At 34.7% G+C, this 15,986-nt stretch carries 13 protein-coding genes; 5 read left to right on the top strand and 8 right to left on the bottom strand.

The features are described 5' to 3' along the window. The 6 genes from rsmD to def all read right to left on the bottom strand — a co-directional run bounded on the left by rsmD (position 1) and on the right by def (position 7,159). Positions 1 to 564 carry a 16S rRNA (guanine(966)-N(2))-methyltransferase RsmD gene (gene rsmD, locus GKC53_04930; GenBank protein QRN41465.1) on the bottom strand — a complete coding sequence of 188 codons (564 nt, stop codon included), beginning with the start codon at positions 562 to 564 and terminating at the stop codon, positions 1 to 3. 12 nt (positions 565 to 576) lie between these two features. Further along, positions 577 to 1,833: a response regulator gene (locus GKC53_04925; GenBank protein QRN41464.1), complete on the bottom strand. Its 1,257-nt coding sequence runs from the start codon at positions 1,831 to 1,833 to the stop codon at positions 577 to 579. Positions 1,834 to 1,836: 3 nt separating this feature from the next. Then, entirely contained in the window at positions 1,837 to 3,948 is a 2,112-nt protein-coding gene (locus GKC53_04920) for a HAMP domain-containing protein (GenBank protein QRN41463.1), read from the bottom strand. A gap of 522 nt (positions 3,949 to 4,470) precedes the next feature. After that, entirely contained in the window at positions 4,471 to 5,763 is a 1,293-nt protein-coding gene (gene rsmB, locus GKC53_04915; GenBank protein ID QRN41462.1) for a 16S rRNA (cytosine(967)-C(5))-methyltransferase RsmB, read from the bottom strand. After that, positions 5,730 to 6,653, bottom strand: coding sequence for a methionyl-tRNA formyltransferase (locus tag GKC53_04910; GenBank protein ID QRN41461.1), 924 nt, complete (start codon positions 6,651 to 6,653; stop codon positions 5,730 to 5,732). The genes rsmB and GKC53_04910 overlap by 34 nt, the downstream gene beginning before the upstream one ends. Continuing rightward, entirely contained in the window at positions 6,653 to 7,159 is a 507-nt protein-coding gene (gene def / locus GKC53_04905; protein QRN41460.1) for a peptide deformylase, read from the bottom strand. Before def ends, GKC53_04910 begins: the two co-directional genes overlap by 1 nt. Before the next feature lie 171 nt (positions 7,160 to 7,330). Between def and GKC53_04900 the strand changes: the two genes are divergently transcribed. The 5 genes from GKC53_04900 to GKC53_04880 all read left to right on the top strand — a co-directional run bounded on the left by GKC53_04900 (position 7,331) and on the right by GKC53_04880 (position 14,058). Beyond that, the gene (locus GKC53_04900) at positions 7,331 to 8,401 is read left to right on the top strand and encodes a hypothetical protein (protein ID QRN41459.1); all 1,071 of its coding nucleotides are present in this window, start codon (positions 7,331 to 7,333) and stop codon (positions 8,399 to 8,401) included. 14 nt (positions 8,402 to 8,415) lie between these two features. Next, positions 8,416 to 9,534 carry a DNA-protecting protein DprA gene (dprA, locus tag GKC53_04895; protein ID QRN41458.1) on the top strand — a complete coding sequence of 373 codons (1,119 nt, stop codon included), beginning with the start codon at positions 8,416 to 8,418 and terminating at the stop codon, positions 9,532 to 9,534. A gap of 17 nt (positions 9,535 to 9,551) precedes the next feature. Beyond that, complete coding sequence (locus GKC53_04890) at positions 9,552 to 10,016, top strand: DUF494 family protein (GenBank protein ID QRN41457.1); 465 nt, start codon at positions 9,552 to 9,554, stop codon at positions 10,014 to 10,016. 337 nt (positions 10,017 to 10,353) lie between these two features. Next, positions 10,354 to 12,639, top strand: coding sequence for a type I DNA topoisomerase (topA, locus tag GKC53_04885; protein QRN41456.1), 2,286 nt, complete (start codon positions 10,354 to 10,356; stop codon positions 12,637 to 12,639). A gap of 18 nt (positions 12,640 to 12,657) precedes the next feature. Further along, a complete protein-coding gene (locus tag GKC53_04880; GenBank protein ID QRN41455.1) occupies positions 12,658 to 14,058 on the top strand; it encodes an amino acid permease in 1,401 nt (466 codons plus the stop codon). 56 nt (positions 14,059 to 14,114) lie between these two features. On the opposite strand, the gene GKC53_04875 is transcribed toward GKC53_04880, so the two are convergent. Next, entirely contained in the window at positions 14,115 to 14,537 is a 423-nt protein-coding gene (locus GKC53_04875; GenBank protein ID QRN41454.1) for a F0F1 ATP synthase subunit epsilon, read from the bottom strand. A gap of 13 nt (positions 14,538 to 14,550) precedes the next feature. After that, on the bottom strand, positions 14,551 to 15,948 hold the full coding sequence (atpD, locus tag GKC53_04870; protein QRN41453.1) for a F0F1 ATP synthase subunit beta: 1,398 nt from the start codon (positions 15,946 to 15,948) through the stop codon (positions 14,551 to 14,553). Positions 15,949 to 15,986 lie beyond the last annotated feature (38 nt).

Genomic DNA, 15,986 nt, shown 5'->3' with positions numbered 1-15,986 from the left:
TTATGCCAAAGATAAGCAAATGAGATAATAATAACTTTTACCACTTTTTCCCTGTCTAAGTATCTCAAAATTTTCAGGAAAATCAATTAAATGCCCTGCCTCTATATAAGCAACACCTTGATTTTTTAAATGATAGGGTAATAAATACAACAATTGATCCCACTCATCCCAAACATAAGGAGGATCCAAAAAAATCACATCAAATTTTTCTTCTATATTTTTTAAATAACAAAGTGCATTTTGTTGTATAGGATGTACATCAAATAATTCTAAATTTTTACGATTATCTTTGATTGCCCGATAAGCTTCCCGATCACTTTCTACCGCTACAACATAATTAGCCCCTCTAGAAGCTGATTCAAAAGCAAAAACACCAGAACCCGCAAATAAATCTAGTACTTTCTGATCAGTCAAATACTGTCCTAACCAATTAAAAACTTTTTCCCTAATCATATCTGGCGTAGGCCTTAACGCTCCCGTATCCGGAAATTTAACCCACCTTGAGCGATGACTCCCCGCTATAATGCGCACTTTATTATGATGCTTAGTTTTTTTCTTATGCATAGGCTAACTAGGCTATTTTTTCTTAGAGAAATTAACACCTAATTGTTTTAATTTACGATAAAGATGTGTTCTTTCTAAGCCCACACGTTGCGCCACTCGACTCATATTATTATTTTCTTGTCTAATGTGGTACTCAAAATAACTTCTTTCTACTTCTTCTCTGAGCTCACGTAAGGGCTGATCAAAATTAAAGCCCATATCTCCTTGATATTCCTTTTTGAATTGCTCTAACAGCGAAGTAACCTGATTGGCATCAACTAGTCCTTCCTTTGCGTTGAGTGCTAAATTTTTGACTACATGTTTCAATTGTTCGATATTTCCTGGCCAATCATATTGTGTCAATACATTTAAGGCTGCTGAATTAAACTTAACTATCTTAACTTGTTTACTTTCAACTAGCTGTGTCAAAATATTATTAATTAAAAAAAACAAATCAGATAGTTGTTCTCTTAATGGCGGAATCGTTACAACAGAATCAGAAAGTTCTTCAATAAATTGCAAATCAAATTCTGCATCAGAGTAAATACTTTCTAAGGGTTTACATAAATAGCCAATGAATCTGGTATTAAATTGATCTCTTTTTTGAATCGCACTTAACAACTGACTTTGTGTTTTTTGACTATACTGAGAAATATCCCCCAAATAAACGATCCCATTTCTCGCAGTCTTTAGCCAATCTGATTTATACTCTAACCAATTTTCTGATTTATTGGGGATAACCCAAGGATCATTATCATTTTGGAAAAAACGAGCCACAATTTCAAAGGGAGAACCTACCTCTCCACTTAACAAAATATTATTCTGAGTTTTTGATATATATTTTAATTCACTAACTAATTCCTGAATCTTCTCACTTTTACCAAGCTTACTCAAAGATAGAACATTTGAAGCTTGAATAGCACTGTGCTTAATAGCGTACCTGACTGTTTCAAGTAATTTTTGCATGGGAATAGGTTTTTCAAGATAATTAAGGGCTCCTATTTTCGTTGCTTCTACCGCTGTATCGATACTACCATGTCCACTCATCATTATCACAGGCATATCTAACAAACCATTTTGAGACCATTCTTTTAACAAAGTAATCCCATCACAATCAGGCATCCAAATATCCAGTAATACCATTGCAGGTCTCACTTTTTCTCTCAATCCTCTGGCAACATTTGCATTTTCTGCCGTAGTAACAGTGTAGCCCTCGTCCTGTAGTATTTCTGATAATAAATCACGAATACCCACTTCGTCATCGACAATCAATATATCTGTACTTCTCATTATTCACCCATTAATACTTAATGTTATTTTGACATACGCGCCAACACTATCTTTTCTATTAGATAAAGTGACCCTTCCACCATGCTCTTCGATAATTTTTTTTACAACAGCTAACCCTAGCCCTGTGCCGTCCATTTTATCTGTGACATATGGTTCAAAAGCATGCTGAATCATATACTGGCTAAAAGATTTTCCATTATTATATATAATTAAAATAGCTTCTCCATTAATTCTTTCACTGTGTATAATAACCTCTGGATGCTCATCTTCCCTTGCTGCTTCTAATGCATTCTTCAGTATATTATGTAGTACTTGTCGGATAGAAGTACTATCAACCTGTACAATTAACTCTATATTACTTAAATTTGCAACAAATGTACAATCTACCCCTTCATATAATAATAAAACTTCTCTCACCAACTCATTTAAATCAATTTGAACTAAATTTAATGTCACTGATCTAGCGTAATTTCTAAAGCTTTCGACCATTTCTTTTAAAGCTGCTACTTGTTTCACAATTGTGTCAGTTGATTTTTTCAATATCTGAGCATCTGTCTCATCTAATTTAGAGGCCAATTTAAATTGAACCCTTTCTGCAGATAACTGAATGGGCGTTAGCGGATTTTTAATCTCATGAGCTAATCTTCTTGCAACTTCACCCCATGCTGCTTCTTTTTGAGCTGTGACCAATTTAGTCACATCATCGAAAACCAGGACTGACCCCTTTCCACCCTCTAATTCTGCAACTCGACCAAGCAACACTTGTATACTATCGTTAACACTATATTGAAATTCCAAAGATTTACCATCTGGTTGTTTTAGTAGCTGATGTATAAATGCTTTCAAAAAGCTAATTTGTATATCATCATTAGGCCAATCTTGCCAAGGTTCCTCTAAATAAGGCTCCAAAGAAAACTTAAGAATATTTTCTACACTAGTATTATAAGTCTTAACATAACCATATGAATCTAAAGTAATAACACCTGTTGTTAAGTGAAGTAATACACTTTCAAAATATTTTCGTGCCTCTTGTTGCTTACGATATAAATTTTTATAATTCCTTCTTGCCAATTGAAGTTGTTCAGTCATGTAATTAAACTCTTCACAAAGTTGACCCAATTCGTCATCCCTAGCAATTAAATTTTTCTTAGAAAAATCACCCATCGAAATAGCACTCGTTGAATCCGATAAAACAATCAAGGGTTCAACAAATTTCCTAGAAAAGAAAAATGCGGCTAATAAAGCCGTAAAAATCGATAACAAAGTAGAAACCAACAACGTTAAAATAAAAATAGTTTGTAAGCCTTCTTTCTGGTAAGTCAACTCTGCATAGTTCTGATTAGCCGCTTTAATAAGTTGTACGTCAGAAGCAATATTACCTGGTACTTTCTTTCTAAAAAATAAAATATATTCATTATTTTCATTGGGATAAATGTGTAAAAAAACTTCAGAATATAACTTATCATCTATTAAAGTCGTATCTGTATAAATGGTATTATTTGAAATCATCGGCCAATCTAATTCCGCAAAATAAGGCCAAGGCAGTTTACTTGGATTATTCCCAATTTTTAATATACTTCCAAATCGATCCATGACTAACACCTGATCGAATTTACTCAGATCAATTGAAATACTCGGAAAAATGTTTGCAAAAGACTGACCCATCGAAAGCCCATACTTAATTTTTAACCCCGCTAATTGAGCATCTGAAGTCATACGTGTAGAGAAATTATCCAAAGCCACCCTAGATAAACTTAAACTCCTATCCAAGGCCTCTCTTGTTCCATCACCGAACCAAGAATTAATACTGTGTAAAATAAACTGAGTAGAAACTGCAAACAAAAACAAACCAGGTAGCACTGCAACCAAAGTAAATCTTTTAATCATAGATTCAGATAATTTGGCACCATAAACCCTGTTCTTAACATCTTGTTTCAATTTCCAAAATTGTTTACCAAGAACAAATAATAAAGAAAAAATGATTAAAACATTAAACCCTAAGAGAATCCAAAAATACTCAGAAAGCTTGCTGGTAACCCCTGTTGCAACTGAAAGCATGTATAAGGTAATACCTGACAAAACCAGTAAAAAAAGTAATATATTCCTTAATCTCATAATTATGGATCATTCTCTATAATGTTAATGACAAACTACCCATTACCAATTCTATCCTTTGTAACAAGACTTTCTGACCGAATAAAGTTTAGGCATGCCCCTAAAGCTCATTTCTAGTTTAACTCTTACTTGCAACTTTTGTCCCAACTTAAATTGGAAAATAATAAATTATTCTGTTCTATATAAAACTAGAAAGCTATCCTAAAACTTTTATAGTATATCCCCTATTAAAGCCATCTTAAAGCTCTGCTAGCACAACAATATCAACAAAATGAAATTATCATGCACATGCCACATATAATATTTAGCCACCTCCATATGCCGCCTGCTTGACGCTATCCCAACCTAAAATAGAACTCTACTGTGTCTAGCAATTGCACTAATTCACTTCGGTGGGCTCCTAACAGGGTAACTGAGCATGTTCAGCACCTAGCAGGTTATCAACCTCATCTACGCTTGATATCCATCACAATAAATTGATCGACTACCTATCAAAAAAAATATAAAATAATTAAGAAACAACTAGTCCTTTTTCACCAGAGCATAGTAAAATCCATCTTTATCCTTATTGGGTAAGATTTGCAACTGTTGCATTAAACTGGCATCAGGGTTTCTAGATAAAAACTTCAAAATCTGATCTTGATTTTCTTCACGAAAAATTGAGCAAGTTGCAATTAACATTTTACCTTGACTTCTCAAACACTTCCACAAATTATCAATCAATTTTTCATGAGATTTTGCCATATTATTAGCATCAGCTAATTGTCGCAACCATTTAATATCAGGATTTCTTTTAACGACTCCTGATGCAGTACATGGGATATCTGCTAAGATATAATCAAAATATCGTCCATCCCACCATGTTTCTAATTTTCCGGCATCAGCACATTTTAACTGAGCAGATAAATTTAATCTTTTTAGGTTATCTTCAACCTTTTTTAGTCTCTCAAGACTAATATCCAATGCCAATAATTCACAATTAGCATACTCTAATAAATGCCCTGTTTTCCCACCAGGTGCGGCACAAGCATCCAACACATAAGCGTCATCTGTAACTTCTAATAAAGGAACTGCTTGCTGTGCACCCCAATCTTGCACAGAAACATAACCATCAAAAAAATAAGGAATTTTAGTAACAGGTATTGGCTTGATAAGACATATGGCAAATTGATCCCACTGTACTGCTTCAATGGATTCTTCCCTTAAAATATTCAAATAATCTGATGTCTCTATTTTCCTTGCATTCACTCTTAATGTCAGAGGCGGATGTGTTTGATACGCTGAAAATATGTCTATTGATTGCCCGGGATAGTCATTAATAATTTTATTTACCCACCAGTGGGGTAAATTATAGAGAGCCTCAATATTATCATTTGGAATCAATAAATTATTAGGTCTACCTCTTAGGTGATTTCTTAAAACAGCATTAACTAACTTCTTATATTTACCCTGATACTTCTTAGCAGCTAAATTAACTGCTTCATTGACTACAGCATACTCTGCGGCTCTCGTATAGTTTAATTGATACAAAGCAACCAATAGTAACAAATAAATTTCAATTTCTTTTAATGTTGTTTTTAAATAACAATTTACCCAATAATCCAACAATTTATAATATCTTAGCACTCCATAACTAATATCTTTAATAACAGGGATCTCTTTTAATGAATTTTCAAAAAAAACACATGCAAATACATCAGTTAAGTTACGCCTCTCTAACAGTACTTGCTTAAGAATCTTAACCGCATATGTCTGAATTTTATTTTGGTTCAAAAATACTCCTATCCAAGAACAGTACCCACTTTTATAGGGAATCCTAAAATAAAATCCTTAACTGCCATCTTATGAGAACCCGGTTTTTGTATTTGCTCAATTAGTAACGAACCCTCTGAAGTAGCTACTTCTACTCCTAGATTAGACACTGATACAACACTACCTGGGGTACACTGGCACTTACTGGAAACTATCTTTGCTTGCCATATTTTAATTTCTTGATCATTAATTTTGGTTCTTGCAATCGGGAATGGGTTAAAAGCACGAATCTTTCGATCAATGACTATAGCAGAATCATGCCAGTTAATTATTGCCTCATTCTTGTGAATTTTATGCGCATAAGTTACCCCCTCTTCGTGCTGTGGGTAAGCCACCAAATTAGGCAACTCTCTTAACACATCAAGACACAGTTCAGCACCAATCTGCTTTAATTTATCATGCAAACTGCTAGTTGTTTCTCGATCACTAATCAAAATTTCTTGTATTTTTAGTATAGAGCCAGTATCCAATCCGACATCCATTCGCATAATTGAAATACCTGTTTTTTTATCTCCTACTTCAATCGCTCTCTGAATGGGTGCAGCACCTCTCCAACGAGGTAAAATTGATGCATGAATATTAATACAACCATATCGTGGCACATCCAGAATAGTCGCTGGGATAATGAGCCCGTAAGCAACTACTATCATCAGATCGGCTTTATAGGTTCTCAATTGTTGAACTATATCTTCATTTCTTAGAGAATTCGGCTGTAACACTTTAATGTTATATTTTTGAGCAACTTCTTTAACTGGACTTGCTGCCAACTTTAACCCTCTTCCTTTAGGCTTATCAGGTTGAGTCACAACTGCAACCACATCAACCCCATACTCTATTAATTTTTGCAAAGTATGTGACGCAAACTCAGGCGTTCCTGCAAAAATAATTCTCATTAAGCAAAATCTTTCTTAAACTGCTTTAATAATTTGGATTTAATTCTATTTAGTTTTAACCGAGATAAATACTCAACAAAAACCTTTCCATTAAGATGATCAATTTCATGCTGAATACACTTAGCCAGCAATCCATCAGCCTCAAGATTTACAATCTGCCCATTTTCATCCAAAGCACTAACTTTTACTTTTGCTGCTCTCACCACTTTCTCATACACCCCCGGCACTGATAAACAACCTTCTTCACTTTCTATCTCTCCCTCTGATGCAATAATCTCGGGGTTAATAAATACTTGAGGATGATTTTTCTCTTCAGATACATCGATAACTACCACTCTCACATGAAAATCAACTTGTGTTGCAGCTAACCCTACTCCATTTAATGAATACATGGTTTCAAACATATCAGAAATAAGTGTCTTAATTTCCCCATTAACACTTTCAACTGGCTGAGCCACAATGTGTAAATTCTCATCTGGATATTTTAATACATTCAAAATTGCCATATGAAACCCAATGATACTTTAAAGTAATCTCAATTAAAAAACTTACCACGTTAAATTATAATATTAAATCCAAAATACTGTGTTATATTACAGCACATCAGTTTAAATTGTATATTTTTTTAAATGTCACTAACTTGAGAAGTATACACTATAATCCTAAAGGTAGTTAAAATGAAAATTTCTTTGCTCACTGTAACTTTATTCCTAAGCGTCTTGCCAAATCTAAGTACAAGTCATGATTATTTATCCGTTGCCAACTCTTCTAAAAATATTTCACCAAAAAATGGTGCAATGTTAACCCCCATTAATTCAGATAAACCTGTGATCAAACTATACCCTCAAATTAGAATCAAAGAAAGTAATAAACCATCTTTTGTCCCAATGAACTTATTGAAAAATTTTATGACATACCCCACCATCATTGAAAATGATGAAATTAAAAACTCCCCTTATATCATTGGTAACTCAAAAAATACTTACTTTTATTTACCCGGTGATAGAATTTATGCAAACAATCTTATTAATACAGGTCGATATATTATTTACAGACCCAACAAGGACATTACAGACCCAGAAACAGGGAAATCCATAGGACAAGAAATTGTTTATGTTGGAGAAGCAAAAACCATTGAACCTCACAATATCAATAGGCGTCTAGTAAGAGATAATATGGCACAGGAAAAACTACCTCAAAATGAACGTTATTCTAGTGCCACAATTTTAGGTCAAAAAGCACCTCCTTTTATAAAAATTCCCACTAAAATGGCTCATCCGCTGATAGTAACCAAAGCAGTTGCTGAAATCAGTAAGGGAGATAAGTTATTATTGGTTCCTGAAAATAGCAATAAGAATTTCCATTTCACACCTCACCCTGCTGCTAATAGTTTCCAAGCTCAAATCATTCACGTATTTGAAGGTATAGGACAACACATTGGTAAATATCAAACAGTACTCCTCAACAAAGGAACAGCTCAAGGACTAGATAGAGGTGCTATCGTCTCAATTTATGAAAAACTTCCTAATACAACATGGGTAGACTCATCAAATATAGAAAAAATTACAGTTAAAAACATTGCTTTCCCTGTTAATTTAGTAGGTAAGGCTATAGTCTATAATCTTTCAGATAATATGGCCTATGCTCTCATTATTGAAAACTATGATAATGCTTATATTCAAATCGGAAATTTTGCCACAGGAAAAGGACAAGACTTAGAAGACATTCCTGAATATGAGCCTCACTAAACATATCAATACATATGATACTCTCTGACTCTGAACTAAAAGATTATTTGACTGTAGCATTTACTCCCTACTTAGGTGCAATCAGCTTTCTAAATTTAATGAAAGAATTTAAAACTCCCGATGAAATTTTAAAAACGCCATTTGAGAAACTAAGACCTTTCATTGAAAAACCCCATTTAGTCTCAAAAAACTGGCTCAATCCAGATGTAATGGAAAAGTATGTTTTACCCGCAATACAATGGAAAAATAAAAACAAAAATTGCCATATAATGACTCTGTATGATTCTGACTATCCCATGGCACTAACAGAGGTGTATCCATCTCCACCTGTTCTTTTCCTAAGAGGTAATAAATACCTACTTAATCAACAAAAAATTGCTATCGTTGGGAGTAGAAATCCGACACCCCAAGGCCTACATATCGCCAAAAATACGGCTCAAGAAATTAGTAGGAATGGTTTTTGTGTCATATCCGGTATGGCTTCTGGGATTGATACAGCTGCCCATGAAGGTGCACTCTTAGAAAAAGGATCAACAATTGCGGTTCTAGGAACTGGCATAGATCTAGTCTATCCTAAATCTAACTATGAGCTAGCTCATCAAATTTCCGAAATTGGACTTATTATTTCTGAATTTCCAATCGGTACTAAAGCCAATGCCATTAACTTTCCTATTCGCAACAGAATTATTGCTGGTTTGAGTTTAACTACTGTGGTCGTAGAGGCAACATTAAAATCTGGCTCTTTAATTACAGCCAGATTAGCGATAGATCAGGGAAAAGATGTCATGGCTTTCCCCGGTTCAATTTACAATACACAATCCAAAGGTTCTCATCAATTAATAAAAAATGGTGCAAAACTAGTCGAATCTGCTCAAGAAATTATGGAAGATTTTCTTGAATCTGATTATAATAATATAAACCGTGACAATGAAATTGATGATAAAAAGACATCGGATAATGAATTAGTTAACAAGGTATTGGAAATCATGGGTAGTCAAATCATGCATCCAGATGAGATCTCAAATACTCTTCACTTGCAAACAGAGGAGGTTCATAGCTTATTACTCATGTTAGAGCTTGAGGGTAGAATTCAAAAAACTTCGGGCGGTCGATTTCAAAGAGTAGTCTTTTAATTTAAAGGAAACTAGTTATGTTTGATGTTCTTGTGTTTTTATTCGAACAGTGTCAAAGTCTTGGTCACTTACCTTCTAGGTATTACATTACAGAAAAGCTTGGTGAGGCTGGGTTTGAGTATGCTGATATTGTTGATGCTCTCATTTGTTTTGATGAATTATGTAATTTTAAAACCCCACATAAAGAGTTGGGCTTTCCTCAATTAGAATCAAGAATGCGATTTTTCTCTCCAGAGGAAATAAAGTCGCTGCCCTTAGAGGTTAGAGGTTACATACACTTTCTATATCGTGAAAAGGTAATTGAATTTAGTGAAATAGAAATACTAATCCATGCCATTATGAAAGTGGATTCTAATAAGATCGACATAGAAACAGTAAAAGTCATCACTCTAATAGCCGCCTGGATGAACCAATCTGAAATGCCTGTTCTAATTGGAGATGATTTACTCAGTACATTGTATGTCAAAAACCTCGCACATTAAACACGACCGGCTTAGTTATTCTCGTAATTTTCCAACTATTTAACCAACTTAATACAATCTAAATTACTAGTTAGTTTTATTTGTAATTTAGTATTCCTAATACCTCCCCTCTCTGAAGTAACATTACATTTTATCTAGGAATTTTCCACACAACTCTAACCAAACTCACATTAAAAAGAAGGCATAGTCAATTTGTTCCATCTGAGTAAAAAAAAATAATTTTAAAAGTTTATTTAAATATAGTAGAATTTGCCGAGAAGGCTTATAAAATAGAGATTGTGTATTACCGAGTTTAATATCCAATTAAGTAAGTAAAACAAAAACAGAATACAAACACATGACAAAAAATTTACTTATCGTTGAATCTCCCTCAAAGGCAAAAACCTTAAAAAAATATCTAGGTAATGATTTTGAAATCTTGGCTTCTTATGGTCATGTAAGAGATTTAGCACCAAAATCGGGAGCAGTTGATCCCGAAAATAACTTTGAAATGAGATATGAATTGGCATCTAAAAATAAAAAGCATTTGGATGCCATAATCAAGGCTGCAATAAAAAGCAATAATATCTATCTTGCAACCGACCCAGACCGTGAAGGAGAAGCCATTTCTTGGCACTTACAAGAAATACTCAAACAAAATGAAAAATTAAAACATATTCAACCTCAAAGAGTGACCTTTAATGAGATTACCAAATCGGCAGTAACATATGCTATCGAAAATCCTCGTGGACTGTCACAAAATCTAATCGATGCACAACAAACTAGAAGAGCTTTAGATTATTTAGTTGGATTCAACTTATCCCCCCTCTTATGGAAAAAAATTCATAGGGGTTTATCTGCAGGAAGAGTACAAAGCCCTGCTCTAAGGTTAATCTGTGAAAGAGAAGACGCAAGAACATCCTTTCAATCTAAAGAATATTGGACAATACACCTAGACAGCGAAAAAGACTCGAAATCTTTTACTGCTAAACTCTTTCAATACAAAGGAAAAAAACTAGAACAATTTGATATTCCTTCAAAAAATGACAATGATGAAATTATCAAAAATCTTGCTAATAAGCCTGCTATTGTGTCAGATATTGTCAAAAAACAGAGAAAACGCAAACCCGTAGCACCGTTCTCTACCTCCACCCTCCAACAAGAAGGCGTGAGAAAGCTATCCATGACCACCACAAAAATAATGAAAACTGCCCAACAGTTATATGAAGGTATAGATGTTGGTCAAGGTGCTGTTGGCCTAATCACTTATATGCGTACAGATTCTGTTTCTCTTTCTAATGAGGCGATCACTGAAATTAGAAATTATATTCAACAAAATATGGATGCTCAATATCTCCCTAAGTCGCCAAACATTTATAAAACTAAAACTAAAAATGCTCAAGAAGCTCATGAAGCAATTCGTCCTACTTCTATTGAACGAACACCTGAATCTGTGAAACCTTTTTTGACCAGCGATCAATTTAAACTGTATCAAATGGTTTGGAAGCGAACTCTTGCAAGTCAAATGTCTGAAGCTAAATTTCATACGACTACTGTGGATATCTCTATTGAAGATTCTATCCTTAAAACATATGGCAATATAATGATTTTTAATGGATTTCTATCAGTATATGAAGAAAGCCAAGATGAGCCAAAAGATGAGAATAAATTACTTCTTCCTGATTTGAAAATTAACGAGGAAATATTTGTTAATAAACTTTACGGGGAACAACATTTCACTCAACCACCACCAAGATACACAGAAGCTTCTTTGGTGAAGGCACTAGAAGAATTTGGTATTGGACGACCTTCCACATACGCCAGTATCATATCCACCCTAAAGAATAGGGACTATGTCCAAGTCAACCAAAAACAATTCATTCCTACTGACAGAGGAGAAATAGTTAATAAATTTCTCACACAGCACTTTGATCATTACGTAGACTACAATTTTACGGCAAAGATGGAGAATGACTTAGACAGCATTGCAAATGGTGATAAAAAATGGTTGCCTATCATGAGGGCTTTCTGGAAGAATTTTAGTCAACAAGTAGAAGAAAAAGAAAATATTTCTCGTAAAGACGTAACAACAGAAGATCTAGATGAAGTTTGTCCTAAATGTAAAAAACATAAATTACAGGTAAAATTTGGCCGTAGAGGTAGATTTATTGCTTGCTCTGGATATCCCGATTGTGACTATACTCGTAACATTGATCAAACAAAAGAGGATAAAGCACGAGAGCTTGAAATTGTAGAAGGTAGGACATGTCCTGAGTGTGAAAGTCAATTAATTTATAAAATGGGACCTTATGGCCGTTTTATTGGTTGCTCTAATTACCCTAAATGTAAGTATATAGAACCTCTTAACAAACCAAGAGATACAGGTATTGTATGCCCAGTATGCAACCAGGGTACATTATTAGAGAAGAAAAGTCGCTACGGTAAATCTTTCTTTGGTTGTAGCCATTATCCAAAATGTAATTATGCTGTTTGGAATGAACCAATCAAAGAAAATTGTCCAAAATGCAACTGGCCAATATTAACCATCAAAGTCTCAAAAAGAAGAGGTACTGAAAAAGTATGTCCTCAAAAGGAGTGTGGCTATAGTGAACCTTTTGAAGACGAAAACATAAATAAAACATAAATATCTGTTAGGTTAAATATGAACACAAACAATAATAGAAATCAATTAACACATACCATCAAAACAAAACATCTAGTGATGTTATCTCTTGGAGGAGCTATTGGCACTGGGCTATTTCTGGGTTCTGGTACTGTTATCAATGAATCAGGCTCTTTGGGTGCAATTCTAGCCTACATTTTTGGCGGCTGTGTCACTTATTTTGTTATGATGTGCCTGGGTGAATTATCGGCTTATATGCCTAATACCAACGCCTTCGGTGTTTATGCCACTAAATTTATTGGCCCCGCAACCGGATATGTTATTGCTTGGACTTACTGGTTATCCTGGGCTCTAACTCTTGGAATTGATTTTACTGCTGCTGCTATTTTAATGCATGAATGGTTTGCTCATTTTCCTATATGGGGGTGGGTTTTAATTTTCACAGCTCTTATTTTTACCTTTAATATTTATTCGACTAAGGTATTTGCAGAATCTGAATTCTACTTATCATTGATAAAAGTAATAACTGTGATTGGTTTTATCTTACTGGGACTAATTGTTTTATTTAATATCCTCCCGATGGTGCCTGTCAAAGAATACCCAAACACCTATCTAAATAATTTCTCAGGAGATAATCTTTTTCCTCATGGCTGGGCAGGTATTTTTACAACAATGCTACTAGTTAACTTTTCTTTTACCGGAACTGAACTAATTGCGGTTGCAGCAGGAGAGTCAGAAGAGCCTCAAAAAAGTGTTCCGAAAGCAATAAAAGCAACTTTTTGGCGTTTACTAATTATGTTTATTGGAACTATAACCATTATTGCATTTTTATTTCCCAGATCTCAACTAGGCATAGATACAGACAGTATTAGTAGTAGTCCTTTTGTCTTACTTTTGAGTCAAATGAATATTCCCTATGTGGAAGATATTATCCGTTTTGTGATCATTACAGCACTTTTATCATCTGCAAACGCTGGTTTATATGGTTCTTCAAGAATGTTGTGGTCTATATCCAATGAATATCACTTACCCAAATGGATTAATTATTTGACTAAAGGGGGCGTACCTGTTTATGCTGTTATTATTACTGTTTTGGGTGCATTACCTGGACTCCTTTTAAAATATTTTGAAATTAGCACTGTTCTTAATGCAATTATCGATGTATCAGGTATTACTATGGTTGTAGTCTGGATGAGTATTTGTATATGTCAATTTAACTTTAGAAGAAAACTCTTAAAGGAACAGAAATTAATAAGTGAACTTCCTTACCTTTCTCCTTGGTATCCCTTTCCCGCAATCATAGGTTTTATTTTCCTTTTTATCACTGCTGTTAGTATTTTATTAGAGAGCGACAGGATATGGAGTTTTATTTTTTGTATTTTATTTATTGTAAGCTGTTATATAGCTTATTACTGGAAAGAAGCGCCTTCCTCTCGTTAAAAAAACCTCGAAGGATATCCTTCGAGGTTCTAAATAAAACCAGTTAAAAAGAATTACTATTTATGAGTTTTTATATAATCCAACGCTTTTAATTCAGCAATCGCCATCTCTAATGCAATCTCTGCTTTTTCTCTTTCTTGATCACTACTAGCATTTTTAAGCTTTTCCTCTGCAATACGTTTTGATTCTTCTGCTCTTTTTTCATCCAACGCCTCAGAACGAACAGCTATATCGGAAAGAATTTTAATATTATCTGGTTGTACTTCAAGCACGCCCCCTGATACACTAATTCTTACTTCTTCACTTTGATCAGGTACTACCAATCTCAGTAAACCGGGTTTCAGTAAACTCATGATAGGAGCATGCTTAGGGTAAATTCCAAGTTCACCCGAACGAGTAGGAACCACCACAAAGGAAGCTTCTCCCGAATAAATCTGTTCTTCATTGCTGACCACTTCAACTTGCATGGTACTACTCATGTCAATTTACTCCTTAGTTTAAAGTTTTTCCTTTTTCAATCGCCTCTTCAATAGAACCAACCATATAAAAAGCTTGCTCTGGCAAATAATCATAATCTCCATTTAAAATACCTTTAAACCCTGCAATAGTATCTTTTAGAGAGACATACTTACCTGGAGATCCCGTAAATACTTCAGCAACATGGAAAGGTTGTGATAAGAATCTTTGAATTTTACGTGCACGCATAACAATCATACGATCTTCATCAGATAGTTCATCCATGCCTAAGATGGCAATAATATCTTGCAACTCCTTATATTTCTGTAAGGTTGCCTGAACCTGACGAGCCACTTGATAATGCTCATCGCCTAAAACATCAGGATCCAACTGTCTTGACGAAGAATCTAAAGGATCTACGGCTGGATAAATACCTAAAGAAGCAATATCTCGACTTAATACTACTGTTGCATCCAAGTGAGCAAATGTTGTTGCCGGAGATGGATCAGTCAAATCATCTGCAGGTACATAAACCGCTTGAATCGAAGTAATAGAACCAGTTTGTGTTGAAGTAATACGCTCTTGTAAACGCCCCATCTCTTCAGCTAATGTAGGTTGGTAACCAACAGCAGAAGGCATACGCCCTAATAAAGCAGATACTTCAGTTCCTGCTAAAGTATAACGATAGATATTATCAATAAACAATAATACATCACGTCCTTTTCCTGACTCATCTTTTTCATCACGAAAATATTCTGCCATGGTTAAACCAGTTAACGCGACCCGCAAACGATTTCCTGGAGGTTCATTCATTTGCCCATAGACCATGGTCACTTTGTCTAATACATTAGACTCCTTCATTTCATGATAGAAATCATTGCCCTCACGAGTTCTCTCCCCCACTCCAGTAAAAACAGAAAGCCCACTATGTGCCTTGGCAATATTATTAATCAATTCCATCATATTGACCGTTTTACCAACACCAGCTCCTCCAAATAAGCCAACCTTACCCCCCTTAGCAAAAGGACATAATAAATCAATAACTTTAATGCCAGTCTCTAATATCTCGGTTGAACTGGATAATTCATCAAATCTGGGTGCTAACTGATGAATTGCACGACTTTTTTTTGCGCCAATCGGGCCTCCTTCATCCACAGGATCTCCCAACACATCCATAATTCTACCTAAAGTTTCAATTCCGACAGGAACAGTAATTGGATTTCCTGTGTTTTCAACCATTAGTCCACGTTTTAATCCATCTGAACTACCCATTGCAATAGTTCGCACAACACCATCACCTAACTGTTGTTGTACTTCTAGCGTTAAATTTTTATCAACTAACTTTAATGCATCAAAAACTTTAGGTATTGAATCACGAGGAAACTCAACATCCACTACCGCCCCAACAATTTGCACGATTTTACCTTGGCTCATAAGACCTATTCCTTAAAATAACTTAACACTGGTACTCA

The sequence above is a fragment of the Neisseriaceae bacterium genome (genome assembly GCA_016864895.1).
Classification (GTDB): domain Bacteria; phylum Pseudomonadota; class Gammaproteobacteria; order Burkholderiales; family Neisseriaceae; genus QFNR01.
Note: the sequence above shows the minus strand (reverse complement) of the source record. Positions and strands in the feature narration are given on the sequence as shown.